Source organism: Mesorhizobium sp. GW821-FHT04C10 (genome assembly GCF_059420305.1).
This window is the reverse complement of record NZ_JBWKTL010000001.1, coordinates 2,044,833-2,061,575: the sequence shown is the minus strand read 5'-3', so window position 1 is coordinate 2,061,575 and position 16,743 is coordinate 2,044,833. Positions and strand designations below refer to the sequence as shown.

15 protein-coding genes are annotated in these 16,743 nt (G+C 63.2%); 2 read left to right on the top strand and 13 right to left on the bottom strand.

Annotation, left to right across the window (positions count from 1 at the left end):
* Positions 1-4 precede the first annotated feature (4 nt).
* The 7 genes from mgrA to AC07UC_RS09950 all read right to left on the bottom strand — a co-directional run bounded on the left by mgrA (position 5) and on the right by AC07UC_RS09950 (position 7,388).
* On the bottom strand, positions 5-1,051 hold the full coding sequence (gene mgrA, locus AC07UC_RS09980) for an L-glyceraldehyde 3-phosphate reductase (RefSeq protein ID WP_494905448.1): 1,047 nt from the start codon (positions 1,049-1,051) through the stop codon (positions 5-7).
* 136 nt (positions 1,052-1,187) lie between these two features.
* Positions 1,188-2,330 carry a Gfo/Idh/MocA family protein gene (locus tag AC07UC_RS09975; RefSeq protein WP_494905446.1) on the bottom strand — a complete coding sequence of 381 codons (1,143 nt, stop codon included), beginning with the start codon at positions 2,328-2,330 and terminating at the stop codon, positions 1,188-1,190.
* Positions 2,331-2,341: 11 nt separating this feature from the next.
* Positions 2,342-3,088 carry a sugar phosphate isomerase/epimerase family protein gene (locus tag AC07UC_RS09970; protein ID WP_494905444.1) on the bottom strand — a complete coding sequence of 249 codons (747 nt, stop codon included), beginning with the start codon at positions 3,086-3,088 and terminating at the stop codon, positions 2,342-2,344.
* Between the two features lie 51 nt (positions 3,089-3,139).
* A complete protein-coding gene (locus AC07UC_RS09965; RefSeq protein WP_140772105.1) occupies positions 3,140-4,243 on the bottom strand; it encodes an ABC transporter ATP-binding protein in 1,104 nt (367 codons plus the stop codon).
* A gap of 2 nt (positions 4,244-4,245) precedes the next feature.
* Complete coding sequence (locus tag AC07UC_RS09960; RefSeq protein WP_056577868.1) at positions 4,246-5,181, bottom strand: carbohydrate ABC transporter permease; 936 nt, start codon at positions 5,179-5,181, stop codon at positions 4,246-4,248.
* Positions 5,174-6,067, bottom strand: a complete 894-nt coding sequence (locus AC07UC_RS09955) for a carbohydrate ABC transporter permease (protein ID WP_140772109.1) — start codon at positions 6,065-6,067, stop codon at positions 5,174-5,176. The genes AC07UC_RS09960 and AC07UC_RS09955 overlap by 8 nt, the downstream gene beginning before the upstream one ends.
* Before the next feature lie 82 nt (positions 6,068-6,149).
* Complete coding sequence (locus tag AC07UC_RS09950; RefSeq protein WP_140772111.1) at positions 6,150-7,388, bottom strand: ABC transporter substrate-binding protein; 1,239 nt, start codon at positions 7,386-7,388, stop codon at positions 6,150-6,152.
* A 394-nt stretch (positions 7,389-7,782) separates the two neighbouring features.
* Between AC07UC_RS09950 and AC07UC_RS09945 the strand changes: the two genes are divergently transcribed.
* Positions 7,783-8,826, top strand: a complete 1,044-nt coding sequence (locus tag AC07UC_RS09945; protein ID WP_140772113.1) for a LacI family transcriptional regulator — start codon at positions 7,783-7,785, stop codon at positions 8,824-8,826.
* Between the two features lie 58 nt (positions 8,827-8,884).
* On the opposite strand, the gene gnd is transcribed toward AC07UC_RS09945, so the two are convergent.
* The 6 genes from gnd to AC07UC_RS09915 form a co-directional block, all read right to left on the bottom strand.
* Positions 8,885-10,312 carry an NADP-dependent phosphogluconate dehydrogenase gene (gene gnd, locus AC07UC_RS09940; protein ID WP_494905441.1) on the bottom strand — a complete coding sequence of 476 codons (1,428 nt, stop codon included), beginning with the start codon at positions 10,310-10,312 and terminating at the stop codon, positions 8,885-8,887.
* 181 nt (positions 10,313-10,493) lie between these two features.
* A complete protein-coding gene (locus AC07UC_RS09935) occupies positions 10,494-12,122 on the bottom strand; it encodes a copper resistance CopC/CopD family protein (RefSeq protein WP_494905439.1) in 1,629 nt (542 codons plus the stop codon).
* Positions 12,123-12,175: 53 nt separating this feature from the next.
* Positions 12,176-12,694 (bottom strand): YcnI family copper-binding membrane protein, encoded by a 519-nt coding sequence (locus AC07UC_RS09930; protein WP_494905437.1) that lies wholly within the window; start codon positions 12,692-12,694, stop codon positions 12,176-12,178.
* A 39-nt stretch (positions 12,695-12,733) separates the two neighbouring features.
* Positions 12,734-13,270, bottom strand: coding sequence for a copper chaperone PCu(A)C (locus AC07UC_RS09925; protein ID WP_202325875.1), 537 nt, complete (start codon positions 13,268-13,270; stop codon positions 12,734-12,736).
* A gap of 96 nt (positions 13,271-13,366) precedes the next feature.
* Complete coding sequence (locus tag AC07UC_RS09920; RefSeq protein ID WP_140772799.1) at positions 13,367-13,723, bottom strand: DUF2946 family protein; 357 nt, start codon at positions 13,721-13,723, stop codon at positions 13,367-13,369.
* A 257-nt stretch (positions 13,724-13,980) separates the two neighbouring features.
* On the bottom strand, positions 13,981-14,883 hold the full coding sequence (locus tag AC07UC_RS09915) for a GntR family transcriptional regulator (RefSeq protein WP_140772122.1): 903 nt from the start codon (positions 14,881-14,883) through the stop codon (positions 13,981-13,983).
* A 253-nt stretch (positions 14,884-15,136) separates the two neighbouring features.
* Here AC07UC_RS09915 and AC07UC_RS09910 point away from each other — a divergent pair, with 253 nt between their 5' ends.
* Positions 15,137-16,642: a UxaA family hydrolase gene (locus tag AC07UC_RS09910; RefSeq protein WP_494905434.1), complete on the top strand. Its 1,506-nt coding sequence runs from the start codon at positions 15,137-15,139 to the stop codon at positions 16,640-16,642.
* Positions 16,643-16,743 lie beyond the last annotated feature (101 nt).

The window sequence follows — 16,743 nt, the reverse complement described above, 5'->3', positions numbered from 1 at the left end:
GAGCCTACTTTCTCGCGGGGCCTTTGCGCTCGGCGGAGGCCGCCCACAGATTGATGTCGGATTCGCGCGCGTAGCCATCGATCTCAGCCAATTCGGCGTCGCTGAAGTCGAGCATCTTCAGCGCGCCGACGCAGTCCTCGACCTGTTCCGGCCGGCTGGCGCCGATCAGTGCCGACGTTACCTTGCCCTTGCGCAGCACCCAGGCCAGCGCCATCTGCGCCAGCGTCTGGCCTCGCTTGCCGGCAATGACGTTGAGTGCCTTGATGTTGGCGATGGTCTTGTCATTGATGAAAGCTGTCTTCAGCGACTTGCCCTGCGTGGCGCGGCTGCCCTCGGGGATACCACCGAGATATTTGTCGGTCAGCATACCCTGGGCCAACGGCGAGAACACGATCGAGCCGACGCCGAGCCCTTCCAGCGTGTCGAGCAACCCATCTTCCTCGACCCAGCGGTTCAGCATCGAATAGCTCGGCTGGTGAATGACACAGGGTGTGCCGAGCTGCCTTAATATGTCGGCCGCCTCGCGGGTGCGTTGCGAGTTGTAGGACGAGATGCCGGCATAGAGCGCCTTGCCTGAGCGCACCGCATGGTCGAGCGCCCCCATGGTTTCCTCGAGCGGCGTGTCGGGATCGAAGCGGTGCGAATAGAAGATGTCGACATAGTCGAGCCCCATCCGCTTCAGGCTCTGGTCGAGACTGGCCAGCATGTATTTGCGCCCGCCCCATTCGCCGTAGGGCCCGGCCCACATTTCATAGCCTGCCTTGGTCGAGATGATCAGCTCGTCCCGGTAGCCGGCGAAATCGGTGCGCAGGATTTCGCCGAAGGCGGTCTCGGCCGAACCGGGCGGCGGCCCGTAATTGTTGGCGAGGTCGAAATGGGTGATGCCGAGATCGAACGCCTTGCGGACGATCGCCTGCTTGGTCTGGTGCGGCGTGTCGTTACCGAAATTGTGCCACAGACCGAGCGAGATCGCCGGCAGCTTGAGGCCGGACCATCCGCAACGGTTGTAGATCATTTTTTCATAGCGATTTTCGGCGGCGACATAGGGCATGGGGAAATCCTCGGATTTGAAAAAGGACGGGCACGGCAATTGCGTGCGCAATGGCCAAGCCCAGCGCCCCACCCTTTAGCCTCTCCCCGAGCAAACGGGGAGAGGGGCAACCAAAATTATCGATAATCTCTGGAGCCTACTTCTTCTTCGCCAGCAGCTCCTTGGCTGCCTTGACGCCAAGCGCGGCCGGCCGCTCGCAGGTCGTCTGCATGGCGACGAATTTTCCCGTCTCGCCGGAGCGCAGGATACCGGTCATGACATCGACGGCATGCAGCGCCAGTTCCATCGAACAGCGGTGCGGCCGCCCCTCGACGATCGCCAGCGCCATATCGGCGAGGCCTGACGTGCGATAATTGGCCATCATGCCCTGGCCGTGCATTTCATTCGGGACGCCAAGCGGGTGCTTCCATTTCGGCAGCTTCTTGACCGGCTTGCCCTCCTCGGTGAAGCGTACCTCGCCGCCGAAAAAGTTCGGATCCGGCACGAACACCGTGCCCGCCTCGCCATAGAGCTCCATCGGCGCGTGGCCATGGGCCCATACATCCCAGCTGGTGTTGAGCGTCACCACGGCACCGTTCTCGAATTCCAGAACGGCATGGATAGTGGTCGGCGTGTTGACCGGGATTTTTTCGCCCGCGCGCGGTTTCGATGAAATCGTCCGCTCCTTGGCGGGCGTCGTCGCGAAGGCCGCCACCTGCTTCACCGGCCCGATCAGCTGGATCAGGTTGGTGATGTAGTACGGCCCGATATCGAGCACCGGTCCGGCGCCCGGCTGGAAGAAGAAATCCGGGTTGGGGTGCCAGTGTTCCATGCCGTGGCCCATGACATGGCAGGTACCGCTGGTGATCTTGCCGAGCTTCCCCTCATCGATCAGCTCGCGCACCAGCTGGTGCGCGCCACCGAGGAAAGTGTCGGGCGCCGAGCCGATGCGCAGCCCCTTCTTCTCGGCGCGTGCCTTGAGATCCTGGCCCTCCTTGAGCGAGAGCACGAACGGCTTTTCCGAATAGACGTGCTTGCCGGCGTCGAGCACCTGTTTCGACACTTCGTAATGCACCGCCGGGATCGTCAGGTTGACGATGATGTCGATGTCGTCGGCCTTGAGCAGGTCCTCGACGGTCTCGGCGCGCAGTTTGAATTCCTTCGCCCGCGCCCTGGCCGCGTCCATGTTGATGTCGGCGCAGGCACGCATCTCGATGCCGCGAAACAGCGGCGCCAGCGAGAAATACGCCTTCGAGATGTTGCCGCAGCCGATAACGCCAATACCCAGTTTCTTTGCCATGGTGATCGGTCCTAGTAATTCTTGACGGTTGCGATCGAACGTCGGGCGAAACGCTCGATGTCGTTGGGGTTGTCCTGTTCCATGACAAAGTATTTTGCCGCGCTCTTGGCCCGCAGCAGCTTGATCAGGCCTGCCCAGTCGATGGTGCCATGACCGACATCCGACCATCCGTCCTCATCCAGGCCCTCGCCCGGCCTGGCGATGTCCTTCACATGCACGGCGACGATGCGCTTGCCATGCTTTTCGATCCAGGGCTGTGGATCGGCGCCGCCGCGCACCACCCAGGCGAGATCCATCTCCCAGCCGATACCGGGGGCGGAAGACAGGATGTGATCCTGCGGCACCGAGCCGTCGGCAAGTGCCTTGAATTCGAAATCATGGTTGTGCCAGGCAAAACCATAACCGGCCTTCGAGGCCGCCTCGCCAACCTTGGCCAGGCGCTCGCCGAAGCCGCGCCAGCCGGCGGCGTCTAACGGCCTGTCCTCCGCCATCAGGTAGGGGCAGATCAAAAGCTTGATGCCGAGCGCCTCGGCGATGCTGCGCACGCCGTCGAAATCCTTCTCCAGCGCATCGATGGAGAAATGCCCGGTCGGCATGGAAAGGCCGTTCTTGTCGAGTTCGGCGCGGAAGGCCTTGGGATCTTCATAGACGCCGCCGAAGCCTTCGACTTGCGTATAGCCAAGCTTGCCGAGTGTGGCGAGCACGCCCTCCCAGGGTTGGAAATTGCGGGCGCTGTAAAGTTGGAATGACCAGTTCATCGTCTCTGTCCGTTTGCTTGTGGAGTGTCTTTGGAAGGATGGTTCTGGAAGCTACATACGGTTGCCGGATGGGGTATCGAACAGCGAGGCGCGGGCCGGGTCGAAGCCGATCCGGACCGGGTCGCCGGTGCGCAGCGTCTTTTCCGCCTCGACGCGGAAGGAAAAATTACGGCCGCCGAGCTTTGTCCACACCAGTGTATCGGAGCCCATCGGCTCGACGATCTCAACCGCCGACTCGGCCGTGAATGGCATTGCCTTGGCCGCATCTCCAAAGGCGATGTGCTCGGGCCTGATGCCGAACACGCAGGGTTTGCCAGCGCCGCCGCCATCCTTGTCGAACTCATATCGGTCGAGCCGTATCGAAACGCCATCGGCGGCGAACGCAGGGCTATCGCCCGTTTCCAGTTGACCCTCGATGAAATTCATCGCCGGCGAACCCAGGAACCCGGCGACAAACCGGTTGACCGGCCGGTTGTAGATGGTTTGCGGCGCGTCCAACTGCTGGATGACGCCGCCCTTCATCACCGCGATGCGATCGGCGAGCGTCATCGCCTCGATCTGGTCGTGGGTGACGTAGATCATGGTGTTCTGCAATTTGCGGTGCAAGAGCTTGATCTCGACGCGCAGTTCCGAGCGCAGCTTGGCGTCGAGGTTGGACAGCGGCTCGTCGAACAGGAAGACGTCGACATCGCGCACCAGTGCCCGCCCGATCGCAACGCGCTGGCGCTGGCCGCCGGAAAGCGCGGAGGGCTTGCGTTGCAGCAGCGGCTCGATCTGCAGGATCTCCGCGGCACGCGCGATGCGCCTGGCGATCTCGTCCCTGGGCACGCCCGCGACACGCAGGCCGAAGGACAGGTTCTTCTCCACCGTCATTTGCGGATAGAGCGCATAGGACTGGAACACCATGCCGATGCCGCGATCCTTGGGCTCTTCCCAGGTGACGTTCTTGCCCTTGATGAACACGCGGCCCTTCGAAATGTCGAGCAGCCCGGCAATGCAGTTGAGCAAGGTCGACTTGCCGCAGCCGGAGGGGCCCAAAAGCACGATGAACTCGCCCTCGGCGATATCGAGATTGAGTGTCTGCAGAACCGACACCGCGCCATAGTTCAGCGACAGGTCCTGGATCGATACGCTGGGGTTTGCGATTTCGGCCATCCTCACCCTTTCACCGCGCCGGCAGCGATGCCACGCACGAAAAGCCTGCCGGAAATGAAGTAGATGACGAGCGGGACCAGTCCGGTCAGGATGGTGGCCGCCATGTTGACGTTGTATTCCTTCACGCCCTGCACCGAATTGACGATGTTGTTGAGCTGCACCGTCATCGGATAGGTGTCGGGGCGCGTGTAGACGACGCCGAACAGGAAGTCGTTCCAGATGCCCGTGACCTGCAGGATGACGGCGACGACGAAGATCGGCAGCGACATCGGCAGCATGATGCGCAGGTAGATGCCCCAGAAACCGGCGCCATCGACACGCGCCGCCCGGAACAATTCCTCCGGCATGGAGGTGAAATAGTTGCGGAACAGAAGCGTTAGGATCGGCATGCCGAAAATCGAGTGGACGACCACCAGTCCGCTGAGGCTGCCATAGAGCCCGATCTCGCGCAGGATGATGACGATCGGATAGATCATCACCTGGTAGGGGATGAAGGCGCCAACGATCAGGATGATGAAGAAGGTGTCGGCGCCCTTGAAGCGCCAGTTGGCCAGGGCGTAGCCGTTTACGGACGCGATCGCGATCGACAGGATCACCGAGGGGACGGTGATGCGAACGGAGTTCCAGAAGCCGCGCGAAAGCCCATCGCAATTGAGGCCGGTGCAGGCCGTCGACCACGCCTTGACCCATGGCTCGAAAGTGATCTCGAGCGGTGGCGAAAAGATGTTGCCGAGGCGAATTTCCGGCATGCCCTTGAGCGAGGTGACGATCATCACATAGAGCGGCAAGAGGTAGTAGAGCGCCACGACAATGAGCGTGCCGTAGAGAAAGATGTTGCGGCGCGAGAACATGTGGCGCGGCTTCGATCCGCTCGGCCCCGAGGCGTCGGCACGAATGGCGCCGGACGGCGCGGACAGGGAAACGGCATGGTCAGACACGCTTCCTGCCTCCGAATTCGAGATAGGCCCACGGCACGATGACGATCATCACCGAGAGCAGCATCATGGTCGAGGCGGCAAAGCCCTGGCCGAGATTCTGGGCGAAGAACATGTAGTCGTAGACATATTTTGCCGGCACTTCGGAGGCGATGCCCGGCCCGCCACTGGTCTGGGCGACGACGAGGTCGTAGACCTTGACGATGCCCGACGCGATGATGACCAGCGTGGTGATGAAGACCGGCCGCATCATCGGGATGATGATGAACAGATAGGTCTTCCACATCGGTATCCCGTCCACCCGGGCGGCCTTCCAGATATCCTCGTCTATGCCGCGCAGGCCGGCCAGCATCAGGCACATGATGAGCCCGGTGCCTTGCCAGAGCGCCGCGATCGATATGCCGTAGATGACGATGCTGGAATTGTAGAGCGGATCGAAATTGAAGCTCGTCCAGCCAAGGCTTCGTATCACGCCCTGGATTCCGAAATCCGGATTGAGCAGCCATTGCCAGACAAGGCCGGTCACGATGAAGGACAACGCGAAGGGATAGAGGAAGATGGTGCGAAACGTGTCCTCGAAGCGGATCTTCTGGTCGAGCAGCGCCGCCAGGATGAAACCGATCACCAGCGAGAACACCAGCGAGATCACGCCGTAGATCAGAAGATTCTCGATCGAAACCAGCCAGCGCGGCGTCGCCCACAACCGGTAATACTGGTCGAGGCCGACGAAATTCAGCCGCGGCAGCAGCTTCGAATTGGTGAAGGAATAGAGCACCGTCCACGCCGTGCCGCCGACGAATACCACCAGCGCGGTGAGGATCATCGGGATCGAAGCGATCTTCGCATTGAGGTTGCGAAAAAGCTGGTTCGGGCGTTCGCTCTTGCTCATCTCGCCAGCCGCGTTGAAAGGGGTAAGGTGGTCACTCCCGGTCCTGCGCCTGCAAGACCGGGAGTTGGGAGGACCCGGGCGGTCAGTCAGCCGTGGCGATGATGTCGGCGAAGCGCTTCTGCGCCTCTTCCACGGTCATCTCCGGCTTGGCGAAGAACTCGGAGAACAGGTCCTCCTTCTGCTTCTGGCTGTCCTGCGAAAGCAGCTGGTCGGTCCAGGGGATGACGGCGCCCTTGGCCAGGATGGCGAGGCCTTTCTTCATGCAATCGTTGGCTGCGTTGAGGTCGACGTCGCCACGCACCGGCAGCGAGCCTTTCTTGAGATTGAAGGCGACCTGCGTCTTGGGATCGAGCAAGGTCTCGGCCAGCACTTCCTGCGCCTTGGCCTTCTCGCCATCCTTGAGCAACGGGAAGTAGAAGGCATCGCCACCGGTGGCGATGACCTCGTTCAGGCCAAGGCCGGGAAGGCAGGTATAGTCCTTGCCGGCGGTCTTGCCGGCGACCTGGAACTCGCCTTGCGCCCAATCGCCCATAATCTGGCCGCCGGCCTTGCCGGTGATGACCATGTTGGTGGCCTGGTTCCAGTCCTGCACATTGGTGTTCTTGGCCATCTTGCGCGCATCGTCGGCCGCTTTGAACACCTTGGCGACTTCCGGACCGGCCGCGAACTTGGCGTCCTTGTCCTTGTAGACCTTGAGGAAGGTGTCGGTGCCGCCGACCGCGGCAAGCAGCACGTCGAAGGCGCCGGACGACTGCCAGGCCTGCCCTCCCACCGCCAGCGGGACAATGCCTGCCTTCTCCAACGCCGGCGCCGCCGCCACATACTCATTCCAGTCCTTCGGCACCGGCACGCCGGCCTTCTCGAACGCGGCGTTCGACAGCCACAGCCACTGCCAGGAATGGATGTTGACTGGCACGCAGTAGATCTTGCCGTCGATGGTGCAGCTGTCGAGCAGGCTCTTCGGCCGCACGACCTCGGTCCATTTGCCCTTGGTGGCGACATCGGTCAGGTCGCGCATCAGGCCGGCCTGCACCAGTTCCTCCGCTTGCCGTCCGTGATTGAACTGGGTGGCGCCCATCGGGTCGCCGCCGGTGATGCGGCTGATCATGATCGGCCGTGCGGTGCCGCCGGACCCGGCAATCGCGCCGTCGACCCAGTGATTGCCTGTGGCATCGAAGGCTTTGGCGAGTTCCGCGACCGCCGCCGCCTCGCCACCGGAAGTCCACCAATGAGTGACTTCCAGGTCCGTCGCTGCCGCCGGGCCGGCGAACTGCAGCGCGGCCGTTGCCGCCAGCGCGGCGGTCAGAAATTTGTATCGCATTTCGGTTCCTCCCAGAATCTGAAACGTTACAGATTTTCGATACGGCAATTGCGCGGATGGCGCAACCCCAGGCGTAAACCCGACAGGTATTTTTTCGAGCCTCGAATAAAATGCTCCCATCGGCTGCTGCATTGTGCGCCGCAATATGAGCAATCGCAGCGCAAAACAGGCCGTAGCCACATGAAAATCGGCAAGGAACTGCCGAAATGGCGTTTGACCTTGGATTCTCAAGGGAATTTCACGGCCACCCAAATTCGTCATCGGCGCGACGAGATTGGCAATCTGTAACGTTTCAGTATATTGACGCATTGCCGGGCTTGAAATCGTGCTTCGTGGCAATCGCGAAGATTGCCGGGCCGCCCGGCGACTGCTATGCGCCTGACGGGCGGGACGAATGGACAGACAGCGTACGGACAGGAACGAGGAAGCGTCGGCGCAGGAACGGCCGACGTTGAAGACGCTCGCCTTCATGACCGGGCTTGGCGTCACCACCGTGTCTCGTGCGCTGAAGGACGCGCCGGAGATCGGCGCCGAGACCAGGCGGCGTGTCCAGCTCGTCGCCAAGCAGATCGGCTACCGCCCGAACCGCGCCGGCGTCAGGCTCAGAACCGGCAAGACCAATGTCATCAGTCTTGTGCTGAACACCGAGCACGAGCTCATGAGCTTCGTCTCGGATATCATCTATGGCGTGACCGAGGTCATCGCCGATACGCCCTACCACCTGATCGTCACGCCATACTCGCGCTCGCAGGATCCGCTGGATCCGGTGCGCTATCTGGTCGAGACCGGATCAGCCGACGGCGTCATCATCTCCCGCACGCAGCCGAACGATCCCCGGGCCCGCTACATGCTGGAGCGCGGCATTCCCTTTGCCACGCATGGCCGCACCGACATGGGGCTGGTGCATCCCTATCATGATTTCGACAACTACGCCTTTGCGAACGAGGCTGTGCGCTATCTCGCCGGCAGGGGCCGCAGCCGCCTTGCCCTTGTCACGCCGCCCGTTGGCCTCACCTATTACGGCCATACGGTGAACGGCTTCGTCGATGCTCTGAGCGAAGTCGGCGCCAGCGAGGTGCCGTTCAACACCGTTTCCATCGATCAATCGATCGAGCAGATCAGGATGCGGACCGCGCAGTTGATGCGGCGCAAGGACCGGCCGGACGGTTTTGTCAGCAGCGCCGCCGCCGCCACGCTCGCCATCGTGGCCGGCATCGAGGATGCCGGCCTCAAGCTCGGCCGCGACGTCGACGTGGTGTCGAAACAATCCTCGGAGTTGCTGCATTTGTTCCGGCGGGAACTGCTCGTCGTCAACGAGAGCTTCCGGCTGGCCGGCTCCGAGCTTGCCCGCGCCGTGCTCGGCTGGATCGGTGGCGCCGCACCCGGCTCATTGCAGACGCTGAGCAAGCCGAGCGAGGTTTTGCCCTATCGCGGCTGACCTGGCGCGACCTGAGCATCAGCTCAGGCCAAACCGCCATCTACAGGCCGGCCCTGCTTCAGCCAGCCGCGCCGCTGCCCCAGGGACCGTGGAAAGCCCCCTGCTCGCCGATGCGTTCGAAGCCGTGCGCGCCGAAGAAGTCGCGCTGCGCCTGGATCAGGTTCGAGGTGCCGCGGCCCTGGCGATAGCTGTCGAAATAGGCAAGCGCGGAAGACAGCGCCGGCACCGGCGCGCCGGCTTCGGAAGCCCTTGCCACGATACGCCGCAGCGACGGATGCGCCTCCTGCATCAAGCTGATGAAAGCCGGCGCCATCAAAAGGTTGGTCGAAGCGCCGCCGCTGCTGAAGGCTTCTGCCATCGTATCCAGCATCTGCGAACGGATAATGCAGCCGGCGCGCCAGATCTTGGCGATGGTCGGCATCGGCAGGTTCCAGTTGAACTCCTTCGAGGCACCGCTCATCACGGCAAAACCCTGCGCGTAGGCGGCGATCTTGCCGGCGAACAGCGCCAGTTCGAGGTCTTTCAGCAGTGCGTCCTTGTCACCAGAAATCTTCGACACGCCGATAGTGCCATAGGCTTTTTCCGCCGCCAGCCGCTCATCCTTGATCGACGACAGCACGCGCGCCGCCACCGCGGCCTCGATCGCGGTTGCCGGAATGCCGAGCTGCTGTGCCTCGATGACGGACCATTTGCCGGTGCCCTTCTGCCCGGCACAATCGAGGATGATGTCGACCACCGGCTTGCCGGTCTTGGGATCGTCGGCCGCCAGCACCTTGGCGGTGATCTCGATCAGGTAGGAGTTGAGCCGGCCCTTGTTCCAGTTTTCGAAGACCGTGCCGATCTCCTTCGGCCCCATGCCCAGACCATCGCGCAGAATGCCGTAGATCTCGGCGATCATCTGCATGTCGGCATATTCGATGCCGTTGTGGATGGTCTTGACGAAATGCCCGGCGCCATCGGTGCCGAGCCATGCCGCGCACGGTTCGTCCTTGAACTTGGCGGAGATGGCGGTCAGCACCTTCTCGACCCGCTTCCAACTATCTTCCGTGCCGCCGACCATGATCGACGGGCCATGGCGCGCGCCCTCCTCGCCACCGGACACGCCCATGCCGATGAAGGTCAGGCCGGAGCCCGACAGCTCGGAGAAGCGCCGCATCGTATCGCGGAAATTGGCATTGCCGGCATCGATGACGATGTCGTTGTTGGACAGCACGCCGCGCAAGGCTTCGATCTGTTCGTCGACCGGCTTGCCGGCCAGCACCATGATGATGATCGGACGCGGCGGCCGGATCGCGGCGGCCAGTTCCTCCAGGCTGTAGCAGGGGACAACCATGTTCTTCAGCGCGCCGGCATTCTCGACGAAGGCGTCGGTGCGCGCCCGGGTGCGGTTGAAGACGGCGATGCGGTGCCCGTGTTCGGCGATGTTCAGCGCCAGGTTGGAGCCCATCGTGCCAAGGCCGATCAGGCCGATTTCGGCTTGTTCCATCGTTTCTTCCCTGCTTTCGGATCTTGTTGGTTGGAGCCGCGATTTGGTGGGATGCCCAGTCTTCCCAAGTTGCCCACTCTTCCCAAGATGATTGACGGCCCTTTCGGGCCGCGTCAACCGCCTCGCCGATTTGTGTTGCAAGCAGGACACTGGACCGCGTCGCAAGCGGCCATATAGACCATCACGGCCTGATGTCCACCGGCGCTTCGATCTTCACCATCTCGAAGTCCGAGACCAGTATGTCGAGGCGCACTGTCCAGCGGCCGGGAATCGGGATGACGAGGTTGTCCACGCGCCAGCTGCCGTCGCCGGGTTTGGTCGCCGCGCGCTTCAGCGGTTCGATGCCGGAATCGGGTTTCGACAGCACCAGCGTCACTTCCTTGGCGTCGAGCGGCCCGAAATCACCGGTCATGATGATCATCGAGGCGGCGACCGAGCCAGCATGGCCCGGCGTGATGCTGAGATCGGCCATCGCCTGCAGCGTGTGGATGTGAACCGAGACCGGCTGCGCCGCCGCGATCGCCAGGGCGCGCGGCGGTGGCGTGAAGCGCCAGCCGGCAGCAACCCCGAAGATTGCCAGTACGATCAGCATTTCGGCGCCGATCGAGCGGGTGAGCCTGCGCTGCACTTCCGTTGATCCCGCCTCGGCCGAGGCGGTGAGCCTCCAGCGATTGATGGCGGCCAGCGTGAACAGGAAGATCAGCAGCACGAGCTTGACCAGCAGCAGCCGGCCATAGGCGGTGCCGATCAGCGCCGAGGGCGTCTGCACCTGGATGACGGCCAATACGATCCCGGCTACCGCGAGCATGGCCACGGCAGGCAGGATCGCCCGCGAGAAGCGACGCAGAAAACCGACAGCGTCGGTCGTCCGATGCTTGAGCGCGAGACCGAGCGGCACCAGGGCGCCGGCCCAGAAGGCGATGCCGGCGCCATGCACAAACACCATGGGCCGCGTCAGCCATTGCGGCTCGGCCGCGCTGGCGTGACCGCTGGCGGCGAGCGCGACGCCGACGCCGGCAAGGCCGGCAAGGGCAAACGGCTTGGCGGCCACACGCGGTCCGGCCAGCGACAGCAGACCGAGTCCCAGCGCGATCAGGGCGACCAGCACCGTCCAGCCAAAGCTGGTGCCCAGCCCGGTCCGCCAGATCACCGGCTGCACCAGATGGGGGAGCGGCGCTCCCAGCGCATCGAGCCCCTGAAAGCCGAGCGACAAGGGCGCCGCCACCAGCCCGCACAGGATCGCCGCCGCGACAAATCGCTGACCGGCGCGGCCATCCCCGGCCAGCCAGGCAAGGGCGAAAGCGCCGCCGACACCGAGGAAAAGGCCCGCATAGAGGAGGATCTTGCCGATCCAGATCGCCGATCGCTGCGGCCAGTCGACCGCTTCGGACACGACGGGCGGCTCGCTTGGCGCGCCAACGGAAAACAAGAGCGAGCCGCCAACCGGATGGCCGTCGGCGGAAATGACACGCCAGCTCAGCACATGCGTGCCGGATTTGAGGGCCTGCGGATTGTCGATCTCGACCGTCTGGTCGCTAAGGCGGAAGGATGTCAGCGCAACCGGCGTGCCGTCGGGCTTTATCAGCGTCAGCACCAGGGGCGAAACCGGCTCGCTGAAGGTCAGCGAAAACTGTGCCGGAGCCTGCATCAGCACCGCACCGTCGGCCGGGTCGGTCTTGATCAGCGCGGCATGGGCAAAGGCCTGATTTGTCGAAGCGATGACAATGAACGCCACGGCCAGCAGCCCGCAGGCGATCCAGCCTACGAGCTTGCCGGTGGTATCGGCCATCCGAAACGGTATTGCGGTCATGCCATGCCATGGGAATGCGGTGCGCTCCGGCAAGCAGAGCGCACCAGGGAAAGTTATTTCTTCGGTGTCAGCTTTATGCCGGGCGCCGGGTTCTCCAGTGCGTCTTCATCCTGCCCGGCTGCCGGGATCTCGATCCAGCGGTCGGTGGCGCCGTCGCATTCCTGCACCACGGGGAAATAGAGCTTCTGGCCGACGGGCAGATCCGCCGTCAGCGTCGCGCGGAAGACGAACTCGTCGTAGAATTCATCCGGCAGATTGCCTCCGCTCCAGTCGACTTCCTTGACGCCGTCGCTCACCGCCTGACCATAGAGCTGGTAGGATTTTTCATATTTGCCCTTCTTGGTCTGCAGCGTCCAGCCAGGCTTCGGCATAGGCTTCACCGCGATCACACCTTCCGGAATCTGCACGCGCACGGCGGTCGTCGCCTTGCCGTCGCAGCCATGCGGCACGCGCAGCACTGCCTTGTAGGTCGAGCCGACGGGTGCCTCCTGGGTTTCGAGCGTGATGTGCGCGAAGGCGGCATTGGTCCCCAGCGCGAGAAGCGCGCCAGCCGCCAAAAGATACTTGTTCATGATGGTCCCTCTGATTTCAAAATTCTGGAATTGGCCGGATCAATTGGCGTGGTCGTCCATACCGCCGCCCATGCCCTCCACGGCGAACTCGATATTGACCGTGCCGGCCTTCTCGAAGGTCAGCGTGGCGGCGAATTTCTCGCCTTGCTTGGGTTGCCGCTTCAGGCCGATGAACATCAGGTGATAGCCGCCCGGCGCCAGAGCCACCTTGCCGCCGGCGGGGACATCCAGGCCGCCGGTAACCGGCCGCATGGTCATGACGCCGTCCTTGACGCCCATCTCATGCAGCTCGGCCTTGTCCGAAATGTCGGAGGAAATCGACACGAGCCGGTCCGGCGCGCTGCCATTGTTGATGATGGTGAAATAGCCGCCGGCCACCTTGGCGCCCGCCGGCGTGGCGCGCGACCAGGGATGCTCGATTTCGAGATCGCCGACCTTGAACTCATGCGCCAGGACTGACTGGGCGCCGACGAACATGATCGCAAACGCCAGCGTGACACGGCCGAGATGCTCCCGGAAACGAGATAGAGTGCGGCTGAACAGAGTGCCCGCCGCTATGGGGGAAAAATGGGACATGGTTGCTCCATGAAGTGATGATCGCGCCGTCGCCGGTCGCGAGCCGTTTAATCTTTGGATGGGTGCGCCCGCGAAAGGTTCCGCCGGGCAAGCAGCTCAGGCCGCCAGCGGCGGCGCGCGCGGGTTCGACGGCGAGCGTTCGCGCGCCAAGTCGAGATGAATGCTCGCCGGAAAGACGAAGGCGACCGCTTCAAAGGACAGGCTGCCCAGGGCCAGCCCGGCATTGGCAGGCGGCGCGAAGGCCGATGAAAACATGCCGCAGCCAAGCGAGCAGCAGGCTGGCAGATGGGACGGGTGCTGGTCGCCGCCGGGGAGCTGGGTGGCACCGTCGCGGGTACAGATGACGTTGCCGAAAGCATCGAGCTGCGCGGCATTCGGGCCGGTGCCGAAGGCGAACGCGCCGAGCGTCGACTGGAGCAGCAGCAGACAGGCCGCAACAAGCGCGGCCGGCATGCTCCAGCGTCTCGCCTTCTTGCTCAAATGACTTGCCTGTTCAAACCATCTGCCTCTTCGAGCAGTCCTCGTAAGGATACCTATCACGCAACCGGCGACCGGAAAATCGCCAATTCGAGGCTGCGGCAACGCAGCACGACTGATCCATGTCGCCCAAAGCATGCCCTCGGGCCCGACCCGGGGGTGCGCAGCGGCATTGGGACAATGACACGCATAAAACAGAAATTCGAGCCGCGATGCTGCCTCCCCAACGCGGCTCAGGGTTTTTGCGGCAAACGGCTTTCGGGAATCGAGGTCAGCAATGTCTGGCGCGCCGACTTCAGGTGCTTGCGGCAGGCGGCGTCGACCTTGCCGAGGTCGCGCGACTTGAGCGCCTCGATATAGGCAAGATGCTCACCGACCGCGACTTCATTGCGCTCGCGCTCCTGCGCCTTGTTCCACTGGTAGTGGTAATGGAAGATCATGGCGATGACGTCGTAGAAATCGACGATGAAGCGGTTGCGCGAGGCGCGGTGGATCAGCCGGTGGAAGCGCTCGTCCAGTTCCGAAAACTCGTTGAAGCGCGTGGCGATCTCGCGTGCCAGCTGGCGATGTTCGTCCTCCAGGCGGTCTAGATCGGCCCAGACCGGGCTGTCCTGCGGCAAAGCCGCGAAGGCAGCGGCCGAGCGCAGCTCGAACATCTCGCGGATTTCGGTCAGCTCCAGCGCGAAGGCCCGCGTAAAGCCTTTCAGCACCCAATGGCTGTTGCGGCGCTTCTCGATCAAGCCGAAGCGCGAGAAGCGGATGAGGAACTCGCGCACGCTGGTCGTGCCGACGCCGATCTCACGCGCCAGTTCGAGCTCGTTGATCTGCATGCCGGCTTCGGCGCCGCCCGCGAGCAGCCGCCGCATGAACGATCGCTCGATGATCTCGGCCAGCGTGTCGGTCTCTTCCTCGGGGAAGAAATCGCCGGGTCCGGGGTCCCGCAGCACCGTCTTGGCGCGCTTGTTCCAGGCGATCAGCCCGGTTTCCTCCATGCGTGCCAGGATGCTTCGCACGGTGGTGCGGCTGACCCCGAGCAGCGCGCCCAGTTCCGGCTCCGACGGCAGGCTGCGCGTCTCGTCAAGCAGCCTGAGGCACCTGTTGTAGGCGTCCTTGTAGACGTTGTTGCTCTTCGACATCCCCTGACCCATTCATGCCGGCGCTTGCGGCGGCCGGCTTGAAGCGCAATATGACGTTCCCATGACCCTGAAAAGCAGGAATCGCTTTCGCCGGGTCCGGTCCATTGTTTGCGGCGCCACCATTTGCCCAGGAGCACCCTGTAACGCCGCGAAAAAATAATTGACGCAAAACTGTTTTTTCACGATAAAAGACATTAACTCTTAACAGGCGCGTGTCAATCCGCGCATCCCAGGATCACCCAGGAAACCGCCCGTGAACGTGTCGAACACCATCCTTCTGTCCCCCGCCGACAATGTCGCCGTTGCCAATGGCCGCATCGAGATCGGCACCGTCCTGCCGGGCGGCGCGCTTGCCACCGCCGTCATCGAGCCCGGCCACAAGGTCGCGATCAAGCCGATTGCCGCCGGTGAAGCCGTGGTGAAATATGCCCAGGCGATCGGCCGCGCCACGCAGTACATCGCGCCCGGCGAGCATGTCCATTCGCACAATCTGGTTTTCGAGGCCGGCCGTTTGCCGGTGGTGCCGCCGAGCGAGGCCGAGCACGCGACCGAGGCCGATCGCGCTCGCACCTTCATGGGCTACCGCCGCGCCGACGGCCGCGCCGGCACGCGAAACTTCATCGGCATCATCGCCAGCGTCAATTGTTCGGCCACAGTCTGCCATTCGATCGCCGACACGGCCAACCGGACCTTGCTGCCGAAATATCCAGGCATCGACGGCTTCGTGCCCATCGTCCACGGCCAGGGCTGCGGCATGAGCGGCACTGGCGACGGCATGATGGTGCTGCACCGCACGCTCGCCGGTTATGCCCGCCACCCGAATTTCGGCGGCGTGCTGATGGTCGGCCTCGGCTGCGAGGTCAATCAGCTCACCCTTTACGGCCAGAAGGGCGTCGCCGCCGGCAAACGCCACTTCAACATCCAGGACGCCGGCGGATCGCGCAAATCGGTGGAAAAGGCGATGGGCGTGCTGGCCGAGATCGCCGAGGAAGTCGGCCAGTTGAAGCGCGAGCCGATCCCGGTCAGCGAGATCGTCGTCGGCCTGCAATGCGGCGGCTCCGACGGCATGTCGGGCATCACGGCCAATCCGGCGCTGGGTGCTGCCGTGGACATACTGGCCGGCGTCGGCGGCATCGGCATCCTCTCCGAGACCACGGAAATCTACGGCGCCGAGCATCTGCTCGCCTATCGCGCGGCGACGCCAGAAATCGCCAAGAAGCTCGATGGCTATGTGAAGTGGTGGGAAGATCATGTCGCCAAGCATGGCGCCTCGATCGACAACAACCCTTCGCCCGGCAACAAGCGCGGCGGCCTCACCACCATCCTGGAAAAGTCGCTGGGCGCGGTCGCCAAGGGGGGCCAGACGCCGCTCAACGGCGTGTTCGGCTATGCCGAAAAGGTCACCGGCAACGGGCTGGTGTTCATGGACACTCCCGGCTACGACCCGGTCTCGGCCACCGGCCAGGTCGCGGGTGGCGCCAATGTCATCGTCTTCACCACCGGTCGCGGTTCGTGCTTCGGCTGCCGGCCGACACCTTCGATCAAGGTCGCCACCAACTCCACCATGTATCACCAGATGGAAGAGGACATGGACGTCAATTGCGGCGTCATCGCCTCGGGCGAAAAGACCATCGCCGGCATGGGCCGCGAAATCTTCGAACTGATCGTCGAGACGGCTTCGGGCCGCAAGACCAAGAGCGAGGATTTTGGCTATGGCGACAACGAGTTCGTGCCCTGGCATCTCGGCGCGACGCTCTAACTTTTTGTTTCTGCGCAATTCCCAAGGAAACCGCTACACACTTTTCCTGGAATTGCTCAGCATTCACCTGACATGTGGTAGACTGCCGGGCGGGACAGCGG

Excerpts from the sequence above, each read along its gene's own strand:
- mgrA (WP_494905448.1), bottom strand. The coding sequence starts at position 1,051 with ATGCCCTATGTCGCCGCCGAAAATCGCTATGAAAAAATGATCTACAAC.
- gnd (WP_494905441.1), bottom strand. The coding sequence starts at position 10,312 with ATGGAACAAGCCGAAATCGGCCTGATCGGCCTTGGCACGATGGGCTCC.
- AC07UC_RS09915 (WP_140772122.1), bottom strand. The coding sequence starts at position 14,883 with ATGTCGAAGAGCAACAACGTCTACAAGGACGCCTACAACAGGTGCCTC.
- AC07UC_RS09965 (WP_140772105.1), bottom strand. The coding sequence starts at position 4,243 with ATGGCCGAAATCGCAAACCCCAGCGTATCGATCCAGGACCTGTCGCTG.
- AC07UC_RS09930 (WP_494905437.1), bottom strand. The coding sequence starts at position 12,694 with ATGAACAAGTATCTTTTGGCGGCTGGCGCGCTTCTCGCGCTGGGGACC.
- AC07UC_RS09955 (WP_140772109.1), bottom strand. The coding sequence starts at position 6,067 with ATGAGCAAGAGCGAACGCCCGAACCAGCTTTTTCGCAACCTCAATGCG.
- AC07UC_RS09935 (WP_494905439.1), bottom strand. The coding sequence starts at position 12,122 with ATGACCGCAATACCGTTTCGGATGGCCGATACCACCGGCAAGCTCGTA.
- AC07UC_RS09920 (WP_140772799.1), bottom strand. The coding sequence starts at position 13,723 with ATGCCGGCCGCGCTTGTTGCGGCCTGTCTGCTGCTGCTCCAGTCGACG.
- AC07UC_RS09950 (WP_140772111.1), bottom strand. The coding sequence starts at position 7,388 with ATGCGATACAAATTTCTGACCGCCGCGCTGGCGGCAACGGCCGCGCTG.
- AC07UC_RS09945 (WP_140772113.1), top strand. The coding sequence starts at position 7,783 with ATGGACAGACAGCGTACGGACAGGAACGAGGAAGCGTCGGCGCAGGAA.
- AC07UC_RS09975 (WP_494905446.1), bottom strand. The coding sequence starts at position 2,330 with ATGGCAAAGAAACTGGGTATTGGCGTTATCGGCTGCGGCAACATCTCG.
- AC07UC_RS09970 (WP_494905444.1), bottom strand. The coding sequence starts at position 3,088 with ATGAACTGGTCATTCCAACTTTACAGCGCCCGCAATTTCCAACCCTGG.
- AC07UC_RS09925 (WP_202325875.1), bottom strand. The coding sequence starts at position 13,270 with ATGTCCCATTTTTCCCCCATAGCGGCGGGCACTCTGTTCAGCCGCACT.